Source organism: Arthrobacter sp., from assembly GCF_031179985.1.
In the GTDB taxonomy this organism is placed as follows: domain Bacteria; phylum Actinomycetota; class Actinomycetes; order Actinomycetales; family Micrococcaceae; genus Arthrobacter.
The window spans coordinates 1-22674 of record NZ_JAPSHJ010000006.1 but is presented as its reverse complement, the minus strand read 5'-3'; the positions used below and the strand labels follow the sequence as shown (position 1 = coordinate 22674).

The window sequence follows — 22674 nt, the reverse complement described above, 5'->3', positions numbered from 1 at the left end:
CCGGGCACAGCCCTAAAAGTCACACATTCCGGTCGGCAGCAGATCCTGTTAACCCAATCTTCCCCTCGCCGACACGCTCCCTCCCCCGCAGGGTAAGCCGCCGCCAGCACGGTTGAGGGGTGAGGATCGCAATTGTTGCCGAATCATTCCTGCCGCTGATGAACGGGGTTACACACTCCATCCTGCGGGTGCTGGAGCATCTGCAGGAACGGGGCGACGACGTGCTGGTCATTGCGCCGTCAACTCAGGACGCGGAAGTCCTCGATGTTGTCCACGGCGCCTACGTCCACAGGCTTCCCTCAGTGCCGCTGGCCGGGTACACGAACGTGCGGGTGGCGCTGGGAGGTGTGAATCGGGTCAAGCGAATCCTTGCCGATTACGCGCCCGACGTCGTCCACCTCGCCTCTCCTTTTGTCCTGGGGTGGCGGGCAGCCCAGGCTGCACACCAGCTCGGCATCCCGTCAGTGGCCATCTACCAAACTGAGGTCCCCAGCTACGCCGCCCGCTACGGCGTGCCGTTTATGGAGAACTGGGCCTGGAACCGGGTGGAGAACATCCATCTCCTCGCCAGCAGGACGCTGGTGCCTTCCACTTTCGCGCTGAACCAGTTGCGCGGGCGCGGGATTCCGCGGGTGGATTTGTGGCGGCGCGGTGTGGATACCGCGCGGTTCAGCCCGGAAAAGCTTGACGACGGCTGGCGGGCTTCGGTGGCACCCGGCGGTCAGCGGATCATCGGCTACGTGGGGCGGTTGGCAGTCGAAAAGCAGGTGGAGGACCTTGCCGTCCTTGCCGATATCCCGGGCACGAGGCTGGTGATCGTCGGCGACGGTCCGCAGCGCGAAACCCTCGAAGCCACCCTCCCCCAGGCCCTGTTCACAGGTTTCCTCGGCGGCGAAGAGCTGGCACGAGTGGTGGCTTCCTTTGATCTTTTCGTTCATCCCGGCGAACTGGAAACCTTCTGCCAGACCATCCAGGAAGCAATGGCCTCGGAAGTGCCGGTGGTGGCTACCGGCCGCGGTGGGCCCCTGGACCTGGTGGAAAACTCCCGCACCGGCTGGCTCTATGAGCCGGGAAACCTTGCCGAGCTGCGGGACCGTGTGGTGGACCTGACGGGCGACGACGCCAAGCGCCGCGCCTTTGCAGCGGCAGCCCGCGCTTCGGTCCAAGGCAGGACGTGGCCCGCGCTCAGTGCTGAGCTTGTGGGCCACTATAGGCAGGTCATGGCCGAGCAGAACACTGCAACCACTCCGACAGTAGGGAACCCGGCATGAATATCTCCGTAATCGGCTGCGGCTACCTTGGCGCTGTCCACGCCGCCACGCTGGCCTCTATGGGCCACAGCGTGGTGGGAATCGACGTCGACGCCTCAAAAGTTGATCACCTGGGACGCGGCCTCGCACCGTTCTACGAACCAGGCCTGGACGAACTTCTGCAGCACGGGCTCACCACGGGCAGGCTGAGGTTTTCCACCGACTTCGCGGACGCCGCCGACGCCCAGGTCCATTTCCTCTGCGTGGGTACGCCACAGTCCAAAACCTCCGGCGACGCCGACCTCAGCTATCTGCTCGCCGCCACAGAGGCGCTGCTCCCCCATCTGGCCCGGCGCGCCGTCGTCGTCGGTAAATCAACCGTTCCCGTAGGCACCGTCGACATGCTTGGCAGCATCCTGTCCGGTCGCCCTGACGTGCTCCTCGGCTGGAACCCGGAATTCCTGAGGCAAGGAACGGCGGTGAAGGATTCGCTGGTGCCGGACAGGCTGGTCTATGGCGTGCCCGGCGGAAAGAAGTCTGTGGAGGGCCGGGGCGTGACGGCTGCACTGGACACCGTGTACGAACCCCTCCTCTGCGCCGGGATTCCGCGGCTTGTCTGCAACTACGCGACGGCGGAACTCATCAAGTCGGCGTCGAACGCGTACCTGGCCACCAAGGTCAGCTTCATCAACGCCATGGGCGAGCTGTGTGATGCCTCCGGCGCGGACGTCAACGAGCTCAGTGAGGCGATGGGCATGGATCCGCGGATCGGCGGCCGTTACCTGCACGCCGGGCTGGGCTTCGGCGGCGGCTGCCTCCCCAAGGACATCCGCAGTTTCAGGACGCAGGCTGCAAGGCTGGGCGTGGACTCTGTGGACGAGTGGATGGGGCTGGTGGATGCCGTCAATGTAGGCCAGCGCGCCCGTACTGTGGAGATCGCCCGCGAGCTGTGCGGCGGCCACCTGTCGGGCCGGACCGTCACGGTCCTGGGCGCCGCTTTCAAACCTGACACGGACGACGTCCGTGACTCCCCCGCCCTTGACGTGGCCTTGCAGCTCGCGGCTGCCGGAGCCCACGTGACCGTTACCGACCCGAAGGCCATCAACAACTCCTGGATGCGCTACCCGCAGCTGCGTTTCGAGCGTTCCCTCGAGGCTGCGCTCGATGACGCCGAGCTGGTCCTGCTGCTCACGGAATGGGAGGAATACCGCAGGCTGTCGCCCGCCGCCGCCGGGAAGCTTGTACGACGCCGGGTGGTGCTGGATGCGCGCAACGTCCTGGATGCCGGGTTGTGGCAGGCGGAAGGGTGGACGCTTCGCGGCTTGGGGAGGAATGCGGGGCTGCGGAGCTCTTCCCTTGCGCTTTAGTCTCTGCCCCCTATGATTTCCACAAGGGGGAGGAAAACAAGATGGCTCGATTTAGTACCGAATACCTTGTTTCTATTGGATGATGTCGGATGCCCAGGAGGATAAGTCCGCTGCTTCAGAGCTCGATTTCAGCCCGGATGCGCTGCTGATTCTAGGCCGTGACGGCACCATCTGCCGGGCCAACTCGGCGGCGGAGCGCCTGTTTGGTCGAACCAGGGAAGAGCTGGTGGGGTCGGACCACCGGATTCTGCTCGCCGACGGGTTCCTTGAAGCCATCGTCTGGGAATACGACGTCCTGCGGAAAAGCCCCGATCCTGTTCTCGGGAGTCCGCCCATCGAGCCGGTATGCCTGCGGGGCGACGGCTCCGAGTTCCCGGCCGAAATCATCTGCTCACTCCTGCCGGCACCACAACAGCCGACTCCGTCCGGAAATGCGGCGCCGTCGCTGGCCGTGTCCGTCCGGGATGCCACGTACCGGAAGGTGGGCAACGCGCTGGCAGAGGAGGCCTCCCAGCTGCGGGCCATGGCGTTCCAGGATCAGCTGACGGGGCTCGCCAACCGGCAGTTGTTCAACGACCAGCTGGCGCAGGCCATGCGGCGGCCACGTCACACCGCCGTCGACGTCATCTTGCTGGACCTGGACGACTTCAAGGAGGTCAACGACATCCACGGCCACCAGGCGGGAGATCAGATGCTGATCGAAACTGCCCGCCGGCTGCGTTCCTGCGTCCGGCCCAATGACACCGTGGGGCGGCTTGGCGGGGACGAATTTGTGGTGCTCCTGACCAACGTCGCGGATCCGGCCGCCGTAGCGGAACGCATCATGGAAACGCTGAATGTTCCGGTGAACATCGGCGGGGCGCACCTGAAACCGAGCCTCTCCCTGGGCCTCGCGTCCATGAGTGAAACCACCATGGAGCCCTCGGACCTGCTGCGGCAGGCGGATGTGGCAATGTATGCAGCCAAGGCCGGGGGCAAAAACCGGTACGTGCGGTTCCGGCCCGAAATGCTTCAGGTCCTGGCCCAGCGCAATGACATGGAAGCCAGGCTCCGCGTCGCGGTGCTTCACGGCGAAGTGAAGGTGCAGTACCAGCCGGTCGTTGCCACCGGTTCAGGGCGGGAAGTCCAGCTGGAGGCGTTGGCCCGTTGGGAGCGCGACGGCGAATTCATTCCTCCGGGGCAGTTCATACCCATGGCGGAGCGCAGCGGGCTGATCAGCGATCTTGGCAACAGTGTGATGGCGCGCGCCTGCGTTGAGCTGCAGCCTTGGCTTGCCGAGGACAAATCCCGTTCCCTCAGCTTCAACGTGTCCGGCGGCCAGCTGCACGAGCGGGATTTCGCCGACGTCGCGCTGCGCATCGCTTCCTCCTGCAAGGTTGATCCGGGGCAGCTGGTGCTCGAGGTAACAGAGAGTGTTTTCCTCGATCCCGGTTCGCAGGTGATCGACCAGCTGAAGCACCTCCGGCGGGAACGGATGCGGGTGGCACTTGATGATTTCGGCACGGGTTATTCATCACTGGGACGGCTGCAGGATCTGCCGGTGGATTCAGTGAAAATCGATGGCAGTTTCGTCTCCATGGTGCGGACCGGCGCGGAGAAACTTCCACTGCTCAGTTCCATGGTCACCATGGCGCACGCCCTGAACCTGTCTGTCACTGCTGAGGGCATCGAGACTCCTGCACAGGCCGAGTACCTGATGGACCTGGGCTGTGATTTCCTGCAGGGTTATCTCTTCTCGCGCCCCGTCTCTGACAACAGATTGGACATGGCCATGACGCGGGCAGAGACGGCCATGGAGTCTGTGCGGGGGCTGCGGGTCGGCGGCCGGCGGTGAGGCTGGAACGGCCGGACGAGCAGCCAAAGAAATGGAACGCAGAATTGATTAGCCGCCATTGATAATTGACCTTTGCGCCTTATGATGTGCTTGGGGGAAGGCGCATTATGAATAAGTCTCGGTCTCAAAAAAAGGGCTCTATGGAACCGTTTTCACGCCGTGGTGCCGACACCAGCGGTGAGGTAATTCCCATTGCGGGGATTGACTACCGCTCTGTGCTGGAGTCCACTCCGGACGCAGTTCTCGTCCTGTCCGCGGACGGCTCCATCAGTTTGGTGAATTCGGCAGCTGAGCGCATGTTCGGGCGTTCACGGGCTGAACTCATTGGCGCAGATCACCGCATACTGCTGGCGGATGACTTCCGCCATGGATTCCTCAAAGTGTTCGACGCCCTCCGGCGAAGTTCGCCGGATACTCCCCTGCAGCCTTTCGAGGCATACGGCCTGCGTGCTGACGGCAGCGGGTTCGCGGGTGAAGTGGCATGTTCGCTCCTTGAAGCCTCAACCGGAACCTATATGACGGTCACGGTCCGCGATATGGCCCACCGGAAGGAAACGGACGCCAGCCTCCGCCAAGCGATGTCGCTGCTCACCGCCACGCTGGAGTCGACGGCGGACGGCATCCTGGTGGTCAGCAGCGACGGTCAGATCGCCGGTCTTAACGATCAGTTTGTGTCCATGTGGGGTATCCCCCGGGAGCTGCTGGACACCCACGACGACGAAGCCGTGATGAAGTTCGTGATTGACCAGCTTTCCGATCCGGAGAGTTTTCTTGGGAAAGTCCAGGAGCTTTATGCGAATCCGGATGCTGAAAGCCACGACGTTTTGGAGTTCCTCGACGGCAGGACCTTTGAAAGGTATTCCCGCCCACAAAAAGTTGCGAATGAGGTTGTGGGGCGCGTCTGGAGTTTCCGGGATGTCACGCCCAGACGAGAGGCCCAGGAGCAGGCCAGGAAGGCCATGAATGACCTGGCCGAACAGGCCGCGCAATTGAAGGATCTCGCCTTCAAGGACCCGCTGACGGGGCTGGCGAACCGGCAGTTGTTCAATGATCAGCTCACCGAAGCCTTGCGCGATCCGGCAGGCAGTTCCGTGGACGTCCTGTTGATTGACCTTGACGATTTCAAGGAGGTCAACGACATCCTCGGGCACCATGCCGGGGATCAGATGCTCATCGAAGTGGCCCGCCGCCTCCGCTTCTGCGTCAGGCCCAACGACACTGTGGCCAGGCTTGGCGGTGACGAGTTCGTGGTGCTGCTGACCGATGTTGAGAACGCTGAGGAGGTGGCCGAGCGGATTGTCGATTCCCTCAACGTGCCTGTCTTCCTTTACGGCACCATGCTGCGGCCGAGCCTGAGCTTGGGGCTTGCTTCTCTGGGCGAGAAGCCGGTGGAGCCATCAGACCTGCTCCGGCAGGCCGACGTCGCCATGTACGCGGCGAAAGCTGCCGGCAAGAACCGCTACATGCGGTTCCGGCCGGAAATGATGGCTGCCCTGGTCCAGCGCACGGATATGGAGGCGAGCCTGCGGCTGGCCGTGGACCGCGGCGATATCTACGTAAACTACCAGCCGGTGCTGACTCCGCGGCTTGATGCTGTTGTGCAGTTTGAGGCGCTGGCCCGCTGGGACCGCGACGGCGAGATCATTCCGCCCACGCAGTTCATCCCGCTTGCGGAGCGCAGCGGTTTGATCGGGGCGATCGGGGCGCTCGTGCTGCGGCGTGCCTGCACCGAGATGGGCCCTTGGCTGGCCGAGGACAGTACCCGCTCCCTTGCCGTGAACATCTCCGGCGTCCAGATCCAGGAACCGAACTTCGCCGAAGGCGTGCTCCGGGTTGCTGCCTCCTGCAACGTGGATCCTGCGCAGATGGTCATCGAAGTCACAGAGAGCGTGTTCTTCGACGCTGACTGCGGGGTGCTGGAGCAGTTGAACCAGCTGCGCGACGCCGGTGTACAAGTTGCGCTGGATGATTTCGGCACCGGGTACTCATCACTGGGCCGGTTGCAGGACCTTCCAGTGGACGCCGTGAAGATCGATCAGTCGTTTGTGTCCATGGTCCGGACCGGGGCGGAGAAGCTGCCCATCCTCAGCTCCATGATCAACATGGCGCACAACCTCGGGCTCCTGGTGACAGCCGAAGGCATCGAGACCCCTGAGCAGGCCGCGTACCTGATGGATCTGAAGTGCGATTCCCTCCAGGGCTTCTATTTCTCGCACCCGGAGCCTGAGGCCGGCTTGGAAATGGCCACCCTGCGGACTCTTCACGCATTCGAGTTGATCCACAAGCTGAGAGTGAAGCCGTAGCCTGCGCAGCCATCACCCAGGCGGCTCCCGGAGAAGAGGACCGCGGTGCGATCGCTGCGCTACCCGCAGGGGCTATGAACGAAGCGGCCATGTGGATTGCCGAAGGTGGTGACATCGCATCGGCGGAACGTGCTCCTTCACGCGTTCTCCATTCCCTGAGATCCCCTTGAGTTCAGCTGCTAGTCATCCAGCCGGACCATCTGCTCGCTGCGATCCCAGAGCTCACGCGCCAGCCCCGCGTCGTAAGCCTGCTTGTTTGCCTTCGCCAGGGCCCGCTTGGCATAGTACGCGCCCGAGACCCAGTCCTCCCCCGGCTCTGACGTGGCGAGCCAGACGAGCGTGTCCGCGCCCTGCTCGGAGGAGAGAAGGAACCGGTTCAGGATCGTCTTGTAGGCGTGCCTGAAGGGGCTGGTGGACTCGGCCGCGAAGTTGGTGGCCACAACGCCGGGGTGGAACGCCGCCGTCGTGATTCCTGTGGTGGTTCCTTCCACAGCGGTTCCGTGAGCGCCGAAACGGCGGTGAAGTTCGCTGGTGAAGAGGATGTTGGCGAGCTTGCCGGTGCCGTAGGCGCGGTTGGTGGAGTAGTTGCGGGAGGAGTCGAGGTCGGCGAGGTCCAGCTTGCCGAAGCCGTTGGCCGCGCTTGCGGTGTTGATGACACTGGCCTGGCTGACCGTGAGCACGTCCATCAGCAGGGTGGTCAGCAGGAACGGGGCGAGATGGTTCACCTGGAAGGTCTTCTCGTAGCCGTCGACCGTGAGCTCGTGCCGGCCCATGATGCCGCCGGCGTTGTTGGCCAGAACGTCAATCCTTGGGTAGTTGTTCCTCAGCGCCGCGGCGAGCTCCCGCACCTGGGAGAGGTCCGCGAATTCGCTCACGAAGTAGTCGGCGTCGAGCTCTTTGGCCACCGCCTGCGTCTTCTCCGGTGAACGCCCGACGACGACCACCCGCTCCCCCGCCCGGCTCAGCGCCCGCGCGGCTGCTGCGCCGATGCCGTCGCTGGCTCCGGTGATGACGATGGTGCGCTGGCTCATGTGGTCCTTTTGTGCGGGGTTTCCGGGCGGCTGTTCGGGGCGGGCTGGCGCTGGTACAACGACGGCGGCGCCCCTGACGTTCCGCCCACCCTCACACCAGGTGGGCGGAACGGGCACAGCATCCTCAGAGGCAGCGCGGCTGGTAGGACGGATCCGCGGGTCCGGACGTCCTCCCGAGGGAGTGGCTGACCAGCTGGTGGACTACGGGATCGTTCGGTGTCTGGTCGTGTTCGAACACGTCGGCGGGGCACTTGTCCTGGATGGTGATGTTGGTGACCTGCCGTGCCGGGCCGGCGAGGAACTGGCTGTTATACGGGATAACAATCTCGTCGTACCTGGTCGAGATCACTGTGTACGACGGGCCCGCCACGGTGTCACCGATCGAGTTCAGCTTCTGCATAAACGCCGAGCCGGCCTGTTGGTCGCCACAGGCGGCGCAGCCGAGGGCATTGGAGTCCGTCATCGGGAGGAAGCTCGGCGGCGGCACGATCACGCCCTCAGTGCCGTGGTTGGAGGGGGCAATGCCGATGAGCTGGTTGACGTACTTCGCTCCCCCGAGGAACCCCATGTAGTAACGGGGCATCATTCCACCCTGGCTGTGGCCCACCAGATTCACCTTCTTGGCCCCGGTTGCCGCACGGACGGCATCCACGAACGGGGCCAGTTCCCTCGCTGAGTCAGCCACCGGCGCAGTGGCGTAGACGCCGTTCGTTTCGCCGTAGTTGAGGGCAAAAACGCAGTAGCCGGCGTTCTTGAGATAGGGCGACAAGGTGATCCAGTTCTTCGCCATGCTCTCGAACGTTCCGGGAACCAGGATGACTGGGTAGGGATGCTCGACGCTCGGTTTACAGGACCAGTCGTTGGCGCCAGGAGGGGAAATCTCGATGACCGCAGCCTGGGCCGGGGCTGCCGTCAGGGAGGCAGCCAGAACGAGGCCTGCTACGAGGGACAGGATCTTCTTCAGTGGTGGATTCTTCAGGGGCAGTTTGTTGGGCTGGGTCTTCTTTAACAGCGACATTGAAACCTCATCGTTTTAGTGTCCGGCTGGTGCGGAGTGGAAGTGAGGACGGGCGGGAGTGTGAGCCTCGTCATCGCGGGTTGGGGTGTTTCGATGGTAGGGAATGGGGTCGCTTTCTCAATAGGACTTGCACGAACGTGCGGCAGGAAACGAACGCGAGCTGACCCCTCCTTCGACAGCTCCTGCGGCCTCATCGTCCCTAAGTTACTGGCTAGTAGAACCGTGCTGGTCCCGCTACGCAGCACGCCCCGTTCACGCCGCCTGCACAAACGTTCACCGCCCTGGCCCTTCGCCCTGCCCTCTTTGCGGCATCGCAGCACTCTCGCTACGCTGGAAAGGTAAGCATGCTTAGCGTCATGCCGAAACGCTGGATTCCAGCCATAGTCCGTGTTTCAAACCACTCTTTGCGGAGGAGCACCATGACCGATCAGTACACGTTCCAGAACCCTGTCACCGCCTACGAGCACATCGAACCGCCCAAGCAGCACCAGCCGGAGCCCGGCCTGGACGCCGAGCTGCAGCCGAAGGCCGATCTTGGCGAGGACACCTACCGGGGCACCGGCCGCCTCGACGGCCGGAAGGCGATCGTCACCGGTGCGGACTCAGGCATTGGAGCAGCGACTGCCATTGCCTTCGCAAGGGAGGGCGCCGACGTCGTACTTTCCTACCTTCCGGAAGAGGAAGAGGACGCAACCCGCATCGCCAATCTGATCGAGAAGGCCGGCCGCAAGGCGGTCAAGGTGCCGGGTGATCTCAAGGACTCCAAGGTCTGCCACGATCTGGTGGACACGGCCCTCCGCGAGCTTGGCGGAGTGGACCTGCTGGTGAACAACGCGGGGAAGCAAGTGGCGCAGGAAGACATCAGTGAGATCAGCGACGAGCAGTTCGACCACACGCTGAAGACCAACGTATACGCCATGTTCTGGCTGACCAAGGCCGCGGTGCCGCACATGCCTGCGGGCTCGACGATTATCAATACGACGTCCGTCCAGGCGTACAACCCGTCGCCCACGCTGCTTGATTACGCCACCACAAAGGCGAGCATCAACAACTTCACCAAGGGCCTGGCGCAGCAGCTGGCTCCGAAGGGCATCCGTGTCAACGCTGTGGCTCCAGGGCCGATCTGGACGCCACTGCAGGTGAGCAGCGGCCAGCCGAAGGAGGCGCTCCCGGAGTTCGGGCAGAGCACTCCCCTTGGCCGCGCCGGGCAACCTGCCGAACTCGCCCCTGCTTATGTGTTCCTGGCGTCACCGGAGTCAAGCTTCGTGATCGGCGAGACCCTGAACGTCAACGGCGGCAGCCCCACGCCTTAGGTGTGATCGAAGCCGGACGGGCCCTTCCTCATTGCACGGGGGAAGGACCCGTCCCTTTCAGATTCTGAAGGCCAATCCCAGCGGGTCAGCGGAGTCCCTCTGGGCCCTCGACCTGTGCGGTTGCGAACCCTAAGATTGTGATGCGGGGGCTAGGGCGCCGGGAGAACCTTGACCGGGGGCGGCGTCGTACGGTCCGTCCAGTTCGAGCCCACTCCCGGCGGTTGCCATGCCCTCCAAGAAACGCTTCTTCCCGGCATTCATCGGGGCAACCGCACTGGTGCTCGCCGGCTCGCTGTCATCTTGCACGACTCCCAGCCCGACTCCGACGCCGCCGGCAGCTCCACCCCCGGCAGAGGCAGAATCCCTCGATATGGCCATGCGGTCCGTCGTCGACAAGGGCGCGACAGCCGTCGTTGCCCAGGTCCGCTGGCCTGGAGGTGAATGGTCCAAGGCCTATGGCGTTCGCGATCTGGATTCCAGGAGCCCCGCGCAGCCGGGCGACAGGGTGTCTATAGCAAGCGTCACAAAAACAATGACCGCGGTGTCGGTCATGAAGCTGGTGGAGGATGGCCTGATTGAACTTGATGACCCTGTAAATGACATCCTGCAGAGCTTCAAGACGGTACTGAAGCCCCCGCGTCCGATCACGGTTCGTCAACTCCTCGGCCACATGTCAGGGATGCCCCCGTACCAGGACGCAATGTTCAAAACCGTCGACGACATCCTTCCCGCAACCAAACAGCGGCTGAGCCTGCAGAGGGGCCTTCAAATCGCCGGCACACTCCCGTGGGAGTACGTTGGTAATTTCCGCTATTCAGACTCGAACTACCTGGCCCTTGGCCAGCTTCTGGAGAAGCTGCGAGGCAAGCCCTACTCCCAGGTTCTCGACGACGACATCATCAAGCCGCTGGGCCTGACCCACACAACTGTCGATGACGCTCTGGATGGGGCTCCCGACATGATTCACGGGTATATCACCATCAGGGGCGAGCGCGCGGGTGGCGGACCGACACCGGACCAGCTCGGTTCACCGGCCCATGGTGTGGTTTCCACCACGGCAGACGTCAATACTTTCCTCGCAGCACTTTTCCAGGGCAAGGTGGTGTCGCCCGGCTCGCTGGAGGAGATGAAGAAGACCAACCGTGAGCCCTCCATCGGTTTAGGCCTTTGGAAATGGTCTCGGGACTGTACCGGTGCTCACAGATATGGTGGCAGGGGCGGCTACCTGACCTACCGCACGGTTGCCATCAGCAGTGCTGACGGCCGGTATCAGGCAACCATGACGATGGTTCCTCCGCCCTTGCCGTCACCGCTTGAGGACCCGGAGGCTGAAAACAAGCGCGACCTCTGGACTGACCAACTGGAGTCAGCCCTGCTGGAGGCCCTTTACGGACTGTGCGAAGAGAGCGTTCCCGGATAACAACGCCACGGCGCTCACAGCGAGGAACGGGAGCTACTGACCCCAGTAACCTGGGGTAAATGACCGTGAAACCCTAGTGCTGTTCACCAGTATGGCAACGCCCCTTAGCCGGCGATGACTCTCGGCGCTCACCGCTCCGGATACAGGTCCTTGCTCCATAGGACACCACCGTTGGCGTTGCGGAGGCTGACCGTGAAGACGTCGTCCTCGCCCAGATCCACATGGCCGAAGTACTGACTCTCGCCACTACGCGGGGATTCGTTGGCGTACGCGCCGGCTTTGAAGAAGGCCACCTCGGGCCCGAAAGTGCCGTCCAATTGCCCGGGGCCGAAGGTTCCGGCATTGATGGGGCCGGCCACAAATTCCCAGAACGGGTCGAAGTCCTGGAAGGCTGCACGGTCGGGCGAGTAGTGGTGCGCAGCGCAGTAATGGACGTCGGCCGTCAGCCAGACCACGTTTTTAACCCGGTTGCGCTTGAACGCCGACAGCACACCAGCGATCTCGAGCTCCTTGCCCAAGGGGGCTCCGGCGTCGCGGTTTGCGAGGGACTCCTGGTTCACCGGGCCGTCAGGCACGATCAATCCGAGCGGCAGGTCTGCCGAGATGACCTTCCAGGTGGCCTTGGACCGGCTGACTTCCTTGATGAGCCAGTCCGCCTGCTCCTGGCCGAGGATGTGGGTGAGGTGCGTTTCCTTACCGTCCGTGTTGGGGTCCTTGAAGGTGCGCATGTCCAGGCAGAAGATGTCCAGCTGTGGGCCGCGGGAGATCTTGCGGTAGATGCGGGCGGGCTCGAAGCCGGTGCTGCCGTCGCCCAAATCCGCAATCGGCTGGTACTCCTGCCATGCCTGGCGGCCCCGCGCGGCGAGCACATCCACACTGCGTTCGGTGTAGCGGGCGTCGGTAAGGATCTCCCCCGGGTACCAGTTGTTGGTGGTCTCGTGGTCGTCCCACTGGGCGATCACGGGAACGTCCGCGTACATGGCCCGCACATTCCGGTCCATCAGGTTGTAGCGGTGCCGGCCGCGGAACTCGTTGAGCGTCTCGGCCACCTTGGACACCTCCTCGGTAACCAGGTTCCGCCAGACCTGCCCGTCCGGCTCGGTCACCTGGGCGGCGATGGGGCCGTCCGCGTAGATGGTGTCGCCGGCGTGGATGAAAAAGTCCGGGCGCGTGGCGTGCATGGCCGCGTAGCCGCGCATCCCGCCGATGTCCTCGTTGATGCCCCAGCCCTGACCCGCAGTGTCACCGGACCAGACGAAGCTCTGCCGGCGGTTGGTCCGGCCGGCGCCGATCCCGCCAAGGCCGCGGCCGTTCGCGTTGGATCCGGGCGCCGTGCTGAACGAGCCCTGCGCGGTTTCCCCGGCGTTGCCATCGGGATCCTCGAAGTGCATGCTCAGCGAGAACCGGGTACCGCTGGGCAGCTGTTGGGCGTTGATCTTGGATGTGAAGTCAGTGGCTTCGCTGGCGATACTCCCCCGCAGCACCCGCTGGAAGGCTCGGCCACCGCGGAGGGGTGACCCGCCGTCGTCGACCGCCAGCAGGCTGGCCACCAGGCGGCCCGGACCCGATGTGCGGGACCACAGGACACCCGAATCGGCGGTGACATCACCGGTGGCGATTCCAGAGGGAAGCAGTAGCCTGTTACGGACCAGCGCGACGGCGGACGGCTTGGGAGCGTACGCAGCGGCGGTTCCGGCAGCAGCGGGAACGACGGCGGCAGCACCGGCAGCGGCAAGGGCACCTTTGAGGATGTTTCGGCGGGTGAAAACAGTCATGCGTTCATCCTCGACGTCCGGAGTGAACCGCCGGTGGCTGGGGCATGAACGTCAGTACAGCAAGTCTCTGAAGGCCCCGAAGGCCCTGGATTCTAAAAGTAACGGAGGCTAGTCTTGGAGTTGGAGGCAGGTTTTCGTCTTCGCCTCCCACGTTATTGGTCCAGGGAGGCGGACATGGAGAGCAGGGCAAAGGCAGCAGGTCACGCAATTCACCAGCAGTTGGTGGTCTTCCCGCTGGGGTTGCTCACCGGCGCGGTTGTGTTCGACATCATCGGGCTGGTGCTGAACGACGGGCGCTTCACCACCGCGGGATACCTGATGATCGCGGCGGGTGTCCTGATGGGGCTTCTTGCAGCGGTTTTCGGACTCATCGACTACCTTGCAGTACCGAAGGAGTCCCGGGCCAAACGGGTCGGCCGGCTCCACGGAATCGGCAACGCGGTGATGCTGGTGCTTTTCGCGGTCAGCTGGTTCCTCCGGGGAGGTAATGAGGATTATCTGCCAAGCACCTTGCCTTTCGTGCTGGAACTGCTGGCCATTGTCATCGCTACCGGAACGGCCTGGCTGGGCGGCGAACTCGTCAGCCGGCTGGGAGTCGGAGTTGACGACGAAGCCAACCTGGACGCACCTCCCAAGCTCACCACCGGCATCTTCCTCAGGCGCGGAGCAGGCCGGGCGGGGTAAAGGTCCTTCAGCTTGACTCTCACCACCTCTGTCGACAATGCCCCGGTGTTAAAAGCAGATGCAGGCTCCCTGTCTCAGGGGGAGCCTGCATCTGTTGTTACGGCTGCTTCTTATCAGAGCAGCTTCCGGTCACCGCTATATCGGGGGCAGTGGTGAACCGAAGTTTTAGATTGTCGGGGTTGCCCCTTCCTCTGTTGGTGTTGCCTGGCGCCGCCGGATGGTTACCAGAACGGTGCCGGTGAGCAGTGCGAGGAGTGCAAGCAGCGCTGCGCCGGTGACGGTGGCTCCGGTGTTTGCCAACGGTGCCGGCGCGGCCGGTGTGCTGATCGGGTTAGTGGTGCAGAGAGGATCGCCCGTTCCACATGCCGCTGCTGGTTGGCCGCCGGTCTTGAACAAGAAGTTGGCCAGCGTGTTGTCTCCGCGGGCTCCGTCTGCCTTGACCTGAACTGTGTAGGTCACTGTCACAGTCCGGTCCGCGGCAAGTTCACCGGTGATGGTGAACGCGCCGTTCGCGATCGCTGAGGCGGCCAGGGCCGGGTCCGAGGATACGGGGGCCGTGGTCACGTCAGCGTCGTCGAGCACACCGGCGATCAGGTCGGTGTAGTCCACGGCGAACGGGCCGGTTCCGGTGTTCTTGAACGTCAGCGTGTACGTGAGTTGCTTACCCGCAGACACCGTAGTGCCCGATGCCGGATCAACGCTCTTGGTCACGGTCAGGTCCGAAACATAGTGCGTGGTTCGGCGGTTTCTCAGCATTGCGCCGGCTGCTGAATCGGCGCTGATTGTGTTGGTGATGGTTCCGTCGCCGGTGCCCTGCGGGGCGACCGTAACCGAGTAGGTGATCGTGACGACGGCACCGACCGGGAGGTCGCCGGTCCAGGCCAGGGTGGGTGAGGTGACGTTCACTGTTCCCGCGGACGCGGTGGCATCGTTGTTGAACGTGGCATCATCCAGGACAGCTGACAGGTCATCGCTGATGCTCACACCTGTCAAAGCTCCGGGACCGCTCTGGGCCACGGTGACCGTGTAGGTGATCTTTTGACCGGGGGTGGCCGTGGCACCGGAAGCCGGATCCGCGGACTTGTCCACCGTGTAGGCGCCCACCGGGTGAGTGGTGGTGCAGTCCGGGGTTTGACCCTCGACCGGAACACATCCCGGGGAAGTCACGGCGTTCGTCAGGATCTGGTCTCCCGCCGGGGGCGTATTGACCGTCACCGAGTACGTGATCGTTGCCGTTTCACCAACCGGGATCGTGCCGTTCCAGGACAGTCCGCTACCAACCACGGAGACAGTGCCCACAGAAGCGACGGCGTCGTTGTTGTAGGTGGCGTCATCCAGAACAGCCGTCAGGTTATCGGTGAGTACAGCGTTCGCCGGAACCGAACCGGTCTGCGTCACGGTCACCGTGTAGGTGACTTTCTGCCCGGCAACAACCGTGCTCCCGGAAGCCGGGTCCGAGGTCTTTACCGTGGTGTAGTTCGCTACCTCGATACCGGCGGAATCGGAGTTGATCGTCGGAGCCACCTGCGAATCTGCAGGGGTGTCCGCCGTTGCCGAGGCCGTGTTGACAAACGTCGACGCCACGCCTGCACCAAGGGTGATTTCGAATTCGTGGCTTTGTGTCGCGCCCGGAGCCAGGGAAGCAATAGTGAAGCCGCCCTCCGCCGGGTACCTGTCATCGGAGACGACAACGTTGGTCAGCGTGCCCTGGCCCATATTCGTGACGGTGATCCGGTATGGGACCGTATCGCCGGTGCGGAACGTGGGATAGTCCACGGCGTCGTTCGCGTCGTGCCATTCGCCGTTGGAGTCCCTGACTTCCTTCTTCAGGGATGCGGAGTAGTAGTTAGCGACCGTGATTGACGCGGACGTGCGCATCACCAGTTCAGTGTGCTCAGCCCGGCCCTGGGCCCGGTTCACCAGAACGTCCCCGCCGGTGACGCCGGTGGTCTCGATGGCAACAGTGAAGGCCTGGGTTGCACCAGGTGCCAGTTCCGGGCCGATCACGCGAACGGCGGTCGGGTTCGCCGGCTGGGTTGTGGTCCATCCGACGGTGTTGCCAGTGACGTTTCCGGCAGTGCCGTTTCCTGCACCGGCAGGGTCATCGCTCAGCGTTGCCGGATCAGCTGTGGTGTAGTACACCGTTGACCCTCCAACCGCAGTAACCCCGGTCAGCGCGTAGGAGCCGCTGTAGGAGGTGCCGCGCCCGTCACCGTTATAGGGCAGGATGTCGATGGTGTCAGTGAAGGCCTGCGGCAACGGGTCGAAAGACTTCACCGTCACAGTCCACGAGCCGGCGCCAACGCCGTCGCCGTTGACGTTCGGAATGAATGCCTCATCGGCAGTCTTACCAATCGAGGTGTACCCGTTCGTTGCGACGGTCACCTGCGCCGTTGCCGGCAGGGTCGTGATGCCGCCAAGGGAGGCGGTTGCAGAGTTCGTGAGCGTCTGCCCCGGCGTGACCGTGCTGTCAGCAACAGCCTGGTAGGTCAGGGCGTGATCGGCATTCGTGCCCACCCCGTTCAGCGTCCAGGTCAGCACCTGCTGTCCGGAACCATTGGTGGTCACAACGGGTTCCGGAGTGGCTGATCCGGCAACATAGGTCACGCCCGACGGGAGGGTGTCCACGATCTGGTAGCCATCCACAGTCGCCGGGATAGCACCTGCACCGTTCGCCGAATACGTGAGCGTGTAGGTCGCCGGGGCACCCGGGCTCACCACGCTCCGATCAACGGACTTGCTGATTGCCGGTGATGCGCTGATGACGCGCACCAGGTCACGGAACCCATTCGTGCAGGCGTAACGCGTGCCCGGAGCGGGGTTACCACAGGCACCAGCGCTCGTGTTGAACCAATTGTTTAGCGGAGCATCCAGTATGACGTCGGAGAAAGACCAGATGTCTGTTCCGACGGGCGTCTCGGGCTTGATCGTCACAACGACTACCGGGCTGATGTGCGCCATGCTTGAGTACTGTTCGAGCTGGCCCTGGGTGATCGTGTAGCGGACGCCTCTGACCTGTGTCAGGTCGGCCGGTGCGCTGGTCGACCATCCCGCGGTTCCTGAGCAGTCAAACGAGTTCGGATCGTACGAGGCACTGGCTGGGTCCAGTGTGACGTCGGCGCCGGTGTAGTACTCCACCACAAATCCGCTCACTCCCGCTGGGGGGATCGTACTGTCGAACGTCACATACTTGGTGTCAAGCGGGGCGCACATGCCAACCATCCGGTCATCAGGCCGGTCGCCGAACTTTTGCATGCCAGTGTCCATGAACTGAGCTATCTGAGTCCCGGCCGAGACCTGATATGTCGTATCCCAGTTGGTACCGCCGCTGCCGGTCCAGCCACGGCCCCAGCCGGATGAGTAGAGACCCGGAGTCGTCCAGGCCTTCGATTCGGTGTTGTTCGACGGATCGTCCTGGGCGGTCGCCCCGGTGACAGAAGTGTAGGTGGGAGCGTTGGAGGCCAACTGGGCAGAACCGGACGCAGCAGTGAGCACACGCACCCATACCGAGCCGGACGTCAGAACGACCTGGTCGACGGGCAGCCGGTTTCCGGCTGAGTCAAGGGTGGGCGGATTCGTCGGTTCGTAGTTGATTGCACTGACCGTGAGCTGAAAAGTATTGGGCCCGGTCTGGACGATGGAGCACGTCGGGGATGTGGTCATTTGATTGGCCGGGTGGCTGCCGCCGGACCACGGGTGACCGTCTGCTACCCCTGGGATCGAGTATGGGGTGCAGCCCTGGGGTGCAAGCTGGATTTCGCTGGCCGGTGCGGAAGTGATCGTCAGGTCATAGGTGACAGAGGCCGGCCCGGGGTCGCTGCCTTTGTCCTTGCTCAGCGTCCAGTTGAAGTCCATCTCGTAGTAGCCGCTGCCCAGAATGAAGTTCGGTGTGCCAACCCCCCAGCGCATGTCCATCCCGAAGGTGTTGACAATGTTGATGGGGCTCAAGTTGGCAGTCTGGCCTTCGACGGCGCCTGCCGCCGTGATCTGGCTGCCTGTGGGGCCATCCGCCACAACGGGCGTTTGGATCACGACGGCCGTGCCCTGGTTAAGGGTTCCCAGGTTGCAGGTAAGTGTAGTGCCGTCGGCCGAGATGGATGAGACGGGGGTGACACCGGTGGTCAGACACAGGGTTGGAACGGCATCGAACCGCCCATTGGCAACTGTCGCCGTGAAAGTGACGTTCTCGACCGGGGCATTCGATGGAGCGGCGGCGTCGTCATTGACATTCAACCGCCAGATGCCGGTAACGACATCTCCAGAAGTGACTGAGGCGGGAGTTCCAGCCTCCCAGGCAGCCGTTAGCTCATATACCGGAGCTGCATTCGCTGCACCCGCCGGAAGTAACGCCAGAGTCAAAGCCGAAATAACCGTCACCACACCGGCCGAGAGTCCGCGCTGCTTTCCTGTCCCCTTGGGAGGACCGTCCGCACGGGGCACACCACCTCGGAACTTCCCAAAACTCAGCGACTTGCGTAAAAGGTTCAACTACTACCACCTGACGGTTGGATCAGGGTACAACTCGACCCCAATGGTTCTTTGGATCACATCATTCGCAGCTGAACGCGCTGGAATTTGCTCCCCCCCATGTATGAATAGTAGATGCAAAAAGTTCCATGTCAATTATCTTGATTAACGCTAACAACCGAGACGCTAATGTAAGGATACTTAGCACTTTAGGGAAAATAAGGCTGCTTATAATAGACGCAACTTTGTCCTAACAAAGCTTCATCCCAAGGCGGTTGGGCAGGGCTCGTGCGCCCAGTGCTCGGTCACCCAGGCTTTGAGTAGGGACGGTCCCTTGCCTGCTAACCGTTCCTCAGGGCCCTCTAACGTTCCGACCGACCGGTTTTATTTACGCAAAGGTGAATACGATTTGCCCGATACGCACAAGGGAAACTACGCCAAGAATTCACTCGCTCGACATTCTTACTTTGTTTATCTTCAGGAATGTCAGAACATCAGCAGAACGAACCCGCCCAGGGTGCAGACCATCCCGGTCGCGGTCAGTATCCATCCGATGGTCATGACGGTGTTGTCGGGCCGGTGCGGGCCGAGGCTCCATCTGCCGGGGTGGCACACGTCGTAATGGAGCGCCACTTCGGTGCCCGTTTCAAGGCCCTTCGTTTCCTCCGCGGTGAGAAGGGAAAGGTGGGAGGCGTTGTCCCCGTCGGACCAGCGGAAGCCCTTGAACCCTCCGGCTTCGACAACCTCCGCGGTAGTCACAGTCCACGGGCAGCGGCGTCTCGCCAGCACCCAGCCGGCGATCAGCAGCGGGATACCGGGGATGAAGCCCACCCAGGTCATCAGTTCCAGGATGGGTCCAAGAACTTCTACGGGTCCGGGCATGATTCGATCATATCCGCCGATTTTGCAGAGCCCTGCCCAGGAAGCGCACGGAGGACTAGAATCCAGCCCACCGGATGTGCCGTTCCTGACGCCAGGAGGATGCAGTGTCTACCTTCCTCTTCGCAACGCTCGACGCCGGCGGGAACCTGCCGCCCGCCGTCGGCATCGCCGGCGAACTGGTGAGCCTTGGTCACCGGGTTCGTTTCCTGGGCCATCCCCGGCAGGAGACCGCGATTAAAGCATCGGGTGCGGAATTCCAGCCGTATAGCCATTCCCCGAGGATGGCGTTGGCGGAGCAGATGCCCACGCTGCATCAGATCTCCATGCTGGTGTCTGTGTTTACCGACGCCGGCATTGCCCGGGACGTGGTGGAGGAAGCCCGGAGGGAACGGGCTGACGTGGTGGTCGTGGACTGCCTGCTGCTGGGCGCCCTGGATGCCGCCGCCAAGGCCGGGCTGTTCACAGTGGCCCTGGTTCACAGCTTCTATGCATTTTTCGACGGCCCGTTCCGCCGGACACCCATCACGGCCGCGCTGGCACTGAAGGGGTTGGGCCCGCGCCGGGTGATGAGCCGGGCCAACCGGATCCTGGTGTGCGCGGACCGGCGGCTTGATCCGGCCGGACGCCCGGGCAGGAAGGGCGCAGGCGACCAGAATGGGAGGGTTGTCTGGTGCGGAGCAGTGGTCGACGTCGAACGCCCGGCACCTGCTCCCGCCTCCGGTTCCACACCGCGTGTGCTGGTTAGCCTGAGCACCACTGCTTTCAACGGGCAGGACGCGTTTATGCAGAAGGCGCTGGACGCGGTGGCCGACCTGCCCCTTGAGGTGATCCTGACAACCGGACCGGCAATCAACGCCGCCAGAATCTGGGCACCGCCAAACGTCACCGCGCACGCTTATCTTCCACACCGGGAGGTCATGCCGGAGTGCGTTGCGGTGCTCGGACATGGCGGGCACGCCACCACCATGCTGGCTCTGGCGCATAACCTGCCTCTGGTGATCGCCCCGATGCATCCCCTGCTCGATCAGCGGATGGTGGGCCAGGCGGTGCAGGATGCCGGGGCTGGGCTGTTGATCAAGCCTTCGGCGTCTGCGGAGGAGATCGCGAGCGCACTCCGCACTGCCGCGGACTCGGCGAGCCTGCATCTTGGTGCCGCGACGATCGGGCGGCGGCTCCGGAGGGCAGACGGCGCCCGCACCGGCGCACTGTTCCTCGAGGAGATCGCTTGCTAGGTTCCGCGCCCGCCAACGGGAAGCAAACGCATCTCGGCCAAAAAACGTGGAGGAATTTCAGCAAGCCTGTAAGGATCCGGGGTTGTCCGGAAATATTGAGTAAGCCGGACGCATTCCGGCAGACAAGTCTCAGGGTTACGGGGCAGTCCGATGCTGTTGGAACGGGAAACGGAGTTTGAGGCGCTGTACAGAGCGCATTTTAGCCACGTCTACCACTACATTCTGCGCCGCATCGGAGACCGGGACACTGCACAGGAGCTGACCGCCGACGTCTTCCGGATCGTGTGGAACCGGCACGACAGGCTTGAGGGTTCGGCGGTCCCTTGGCTTCTTGGGATCGCCAGGAATGTGCTGGGAAATGAATACAGAGGCCGGAAGAGGCGGCAGGAACTCCAGCTGCGACTGCGGGAATTCGCTCTGCACCAGGCCAGGCAGCAGGCGACGTGCTGAAGCTCGGACCACCAAATGGGTCCGGACCGTCTCCGCGAAGCACCTACTCCCGTTCCTTCCCGTCAGTTGAGGACGCCGGACGCTATGTGAAATCAGTGGAGTACGGCGCGCTCAAACGGATGATGACGTCGCTGAAGCTCTCTTTTCCAGCTGACACGTCGCTGGCCTGGGAGGTTCCGGCGGCGCCGCGGCGGGATTTCTGACAACCACCCGCCACTCCCCCGGGCCCGAGTCCAACCATGCCGAACGCTGCTGGGCTAGGCTCACGTTATGACGCCTTCCGTCGGCCGCCTGCGGCCTAACGATTAGGGATAACGTATGGACCTGTTTGAAACAATCATGTTTCCGTTCCAGTGGCTGGTGTCCATCATTATGGTCGGCTTCCACGAGGGCCTGAGCAGCATCGGAATGCCACCGGCCAGCGGCTGGACGTGGACGTTGTCCATCATCGGGCTGGTGCTGGTGATCCGTGCGGCCCTCATCCCGGTGTTCGTCAAGCAGATCAAAGCCCAGCGCGGAATGCAGCTCCTGCAACCCGACCTCAAAAAGCTGCAGGACAAGTACAAGGGCAAAAAGGACCAGCTCTCCCGCCAGGCCATGGCCCAGGAGCAGATGGCCCTGTACAAGACACACGGCACTAACCCCTTCTCCGCTTGCCTCCCCCTCCTGATCCAGATGCCGTTCTTCTTCGCGCTCTTCACGGTGCTCGCCGGCATCAGCCCTGCCCAGCAAGCCGGCGAGGGCATCGGGGCGATGAGCCCGGAGCAGGTGGCTCAATTCGATGCCTCCACGATCTTTGGCGCGCCCCTGACTGCCACGCTGCTCCACAATCCCGAGGGCAACCCCACAGCTGTGATGGTCCTGACCATCGTGATGATCCTGGCGATGACGGCCACACAGTTCATCACGCAGAAACAGATCATGGCCAAGAACATGTCCGAAGAGGCCATGGCCAGCCCGTTCATGCGGCAGCAGAAAATGCTGCTCTACATCCTGCCGATCGTGTTCGGTGTGGGTGGCATCAACTTCCCCATCGGCGTGCTGATCTACTGGACCACCACCAACCTCTGGACCATGGGGCAGCAGTTCTTCGTGATCCGCCGGATGCCGACGCCGGGATCCCCTGCCGCCAAGGCCCTCGCGGAGCGTCGTGCGGCCAAGGGACTTCCGCCCGCGCCCAACCCCGGAGGCAAAAAAGACTCCCACCCGGAGGCCGCCACCGCAGCTGCCATCGCGCATGCCAAGGGCCAGCGCGTCCAGCCGCACCGGAAGAAGAGGAAGAAGAAGTAAAGCGTGAGTGCGTCATACGAGTTTCGCGGCGAGCTGTGGCATCTTCCCGAAGAAGCCGGGTGGCATTTCGTCACGCTTCCTCAGGACCTGGCGGAGCAGCTCAGGGAGGACTCAGCGCCCTTCCGTAAGGGCTTCGGTTCCGTGAGGGTCAGCGCCTCTATCGCCGGGCACCGCTGGTCCACCTCGGTTTTCCCGGACGCCAAGACCAGCTCGTATCTGCTTCCGGTCAAAAAGGCGGTCAGGACGGCGGCGGGGATCCGCGCCGGAGATGAGGTCGACGTCGAACTTTCCCTGCTGCCCGACGCCTGAGGCGCCGTCGTGGAACATTGGGGTTAAACAAAAGCAGGGCCGGTCAATG

Annotated in this window: 16 protein-coding genes; 11 read left to right on the top strand and 5 right to left on the bottom strand. The window is 63.1% G+C overall.

Going from position 1 to position 22674, the window contains the following annotated elements; genetic code table 11:
* Positions 1-119: 119 nt before the first annotated feature.
* The 4 genes from RIN13_RS04370 (at position 120) to RIN13_RS04355 (ending at position 6754) form a co-directional block, all read left to right on the top strand.
* Positions 120-1271 carry a glycosyltransferase family 1 protein gene (locus tag RIN13_RS04370; protein ID WP_309106117.1) on the top strand — a complete coding sequence of 384 codons (1152 nt, stop codon included), beginning with the start codon at positions 120-122 and terminating at the stop codon, positions 1269-1271.
* Positions 1268-2617, top strand: a complete 1350-nt coding sequence (locus RIN13_RS04365; protein ID WP_309106116.1) for a UDP-glucose/GDP-mannose dehydrogenase family protein — start codon at positions 1268-1270, stop codon at positions 2615-2617. The genes RIN13_RS04370 and RIN13_RS04365 overlap by 4 nt, the downstream gene beginning before the upstream one ends.
* A gap of 79 nt (positions 2618-2696) precedes the next feature.
* Entirely contained in the window at positions 2697-4451 is a 1755-nt protein-coding gene (locus RIN13_RS04360) for an EAL domain-containing protein (RefSeq protein WP_309106115.1), read from the top strand.
* A gap of 140 nt (positions 4452-4591) precedes the next feature.
* Positions 4592-6754, top strand: a complete 2163-nt coding sequence (locus RIN13_RS04355) for an EAL domain-containing protein (RefSeq protein ID WP_309106114.1) — start codon at positions 4592-4594, stop codon at positions 6752-6754.
* Between the two features lie 179 nt (positions 6755-6933).
* Here the strand turns inward: RIN13_RS04355 and RIN13_RS04350 are convergent, their stop codons facing one another.
* Complete coding sequence (locus tag RIN13_RS04350; RefSeq protein ID WP_309106113.1) at positions 6934-7785, bottom strand: SDR family NAD(P)-dependent oxidoreductase; 852 nt, start codon at positions 7783-7785, stop codon at positions 6934-6936.
* A 124-nt stretch (positions 7786-7909) separates the two neighbouring features.
* Positions 7910-8803, bottom strand: a complete 894-nt coding sequence (locus tag RIN13_RS04345; protein ID WP_309106112.1) for an alpha/beta fold hydrolase — start codon at positions 8801-8803, stop codon at positions 7910-7912.
* A gap of 419 nt (positions 8804-9222) precedes the next feature.
* Between RIN13_RS04345 and RIN13_RS04340 the strand changes: the two genes are divergently transcribed.
* Together RIN13_RS04340 and RIN13_RS04335 are read left to right on the top strand one after the other, a co-directional pair.
* Complete coding sequence (locus tag RIN13_RS04340) at positions 9223-10116, top strand: glucose 1-dehydrogenase (protein WP_309106111.1); 894 nt, start codon at positions 9223-9225, stop codon at positions 10114-10116.
* Positions 10117-10342: 226 nt separating this feature from the next.
* Positions 10343-11536, top strand: coding sequence for a serine hydrolase domain-containing protein (locus tag RIN13_RS04335; RefSeq protein ID WP_309106110.1), 1194 nt, complete (start codon positions 10343-10345; stop codon positions 11534-11536).
* Between the two features lie 128 nt (positions 11537-11664).
* Here RIN13_RS04335 and RIN13_RS04330 read toward each other — a convergent pair whose 3' ends face one another.
* Positions 11665-13311: an alkaline phosphatase D family protein gene (locus RIN13_RS04330; protein WP_309106109.1), complete on the bottom strand. Its 1647-nt coding sequence runs from the start codon at positions 13309-13311 to the stop codon at positions 11665-11667.
* Positions 13312-13485: 174 nt separating this feature from the next.
* Here RIN13_RS04330 and RIN13_RS04325 point away from each other — a divergent pair, with 174 nt between their 5' ends.
* Entirely contained in the window at positions 13486-13995 is a 510-nt protein-coding gene (locus RIN13_RS04325) for a DUF2231 domain-containing protein (protein ID WP_309106108.1), read from the top strand.
* A gap of 165 nt (positions 13996-14160) precedes the next feature.
* Here the strand turns inward: RIN13_RS04325 and RIN13_RS04320 are convergent, their stop codons facing one another.
* A complete protein-coding gene (locus RIN13_RS04320) occupies positions 14161-18435 on the bottom strand; it encodes a hypothetical protein (RefSeq protein WP_309106107.1) in 4275 nt (1424 codons plus the stop codon).
* Positions 18436-18948: 513 nt separating this feature from the next.
* Positions 18949-19344, bottom strand: a complete 396-nt coding sequence (locus RIN13_RS04315) for a hypothetical protein (protein WP_309106106.1) — start codon at positions 19342-19344, stop codon at positions 18949-18951.
* Between the two features lie 104 nt (positions 19345-19448).
* On the opposite strand from RIN13_RS04315, the gene RIN13_RS04310 reads away from it, so the two are divergent.
* The 4 genes from RIN13_RS04310 (at position 19449) to RIN13_RS04295 (ending at position 22625) form a co-directional block, all read left to right on the top strand.
* Positions 19449-20576: a glycosyltransferase gene (locus RIN13_RS04310; protein ID WP_309106105.1), complete on the top strand. Its 1128-nt coding sequence runs from the start codon at positions 19449-19451 to the stop codon at positions 20574-20576.
* 150 nt (positions 20577-20726) lie between these two features.
* Positions 20727-21026: a sigma factor gene (locus RIN13_RS04305; protein WP_309106104.1), complete on the top strand. Its 300-nt coding sequence runs from the start codon at positions 20727-20729 to the stop codon at positions 21024-21026.
* Between the two features lie 318 nt (positions 21027-21344).
* The gene (yidC, locus tag RIN13_RS04300) at positions 21345-22316 is read left to right on the top strand and encodes a membrane protein insertase YidC (protein ID WP_309106103.1); all 972 of its coding nucleotides are present in this window, start codon (positions 21345-21347) and stop codon (positions 22314-22316) included.
* Between the two features lie 3 nt (positions 22317-22319).
* Positions 22320-22625 (top strand): DUF1905 domain-containing protein, encoded by a 306-nt coding sequence (locus tag RIN13_RS04295; protein WP_309106102.1) that lies wholly within the window; start codon positions 22320-22322, stop codon positions 22623-22625.
* Positions 22626-22674: the final 49 nt, after the last annotated feature.

Excerpts from the sequence above, each read along its gene's own strand:
- RIN13_RS04330 (WP_309106109.1), bottom strand. The coding sequence starts at position 13,311 with ATGACTGTTTTCACCCGCCGAAACATCCTCAAAGGTGCCCTTGCCGCT.
- RIN13_RS04345 (WP_309106112.1), bottom strand. The coding sequence starts at position 8,803 with ATGTCGCTGTTAAAGAAGACCCAGCCCAACAAACTGCCCCTGAAGAAT.
- RIN13_RS04340 (WP_309106111.1), top strand. The coding sequence starts at position 9,223 with ATGACCGATCAGTACACGTTCCAGAACCCTGTCACCGCCTACGAGCAC.
- yidC (WP_309106103.1), top strand. The coding sequence starts at position 21,345 with ATGGACCTGTTTGAAACAATCATGTTTCCGTTCCAGTGGCTGGTGTCC.
- RIN13_RS04335 (WP_309106110.1), top strand. The coding sequence starts at position 10,343 with ATGCCCTCCAAGAAACGCTTCTTCCCGGCATTCATCGGGGCAACCGCA.
- RIN13_RS04350 (WP_309106113.1), bottom strand. The coding sequence starts at position 7,785 with ATGAGCCAGCGCACCATCGTCATCACCGGAGCCAGCGACGGCATCGGC.
- RIN13_RS04325 (WP_309106108.1), top strand. The coding sequence starts at position 13,486 with ATGGAGAGCAGGGCAAAGGCAGCAGGTCACGCAATTCACCAGCAGTTG.
- RIN13_RS04305 (WP_309106104.1), top strand. The coding sequence starts at position 20,727 with ATGCTGTTGGAACGGGAAACGGAGTTTGAGGCGCTGTACAGAGCGCAT.
- RIN13_RS04365 (WP_309106116.1), top strand. The coding sequence starts at position 1,268 with ATGAATATCTCCGTAATCGGCTGCGGCTACCTTGGCGCTGTCCACGCC.
- RIN13_RS04360 (WP_309106115.1), top strand. The coding sequence starts at position 2,697 with ATGATGTCGGATGCCCAGGAGGATAAGTCCGCTGCTTCAGAGCTCGAT.
- RIN13_RS04315 (WP_309106106.1), bottom strand. The coding sequence starts at position 19,344 with ATGCCCGGACCCGTAGAAGTTCTTGGACCCATCCTGGAACTGATGACC.
- RIN13_RS04355 (WP_309106114.1), top strand. The coding sequence starts at position 4,592 with ATGGAACCGTTTTCACGCCGTGGTGCCGACACCAGCGGTGAGGTAATT.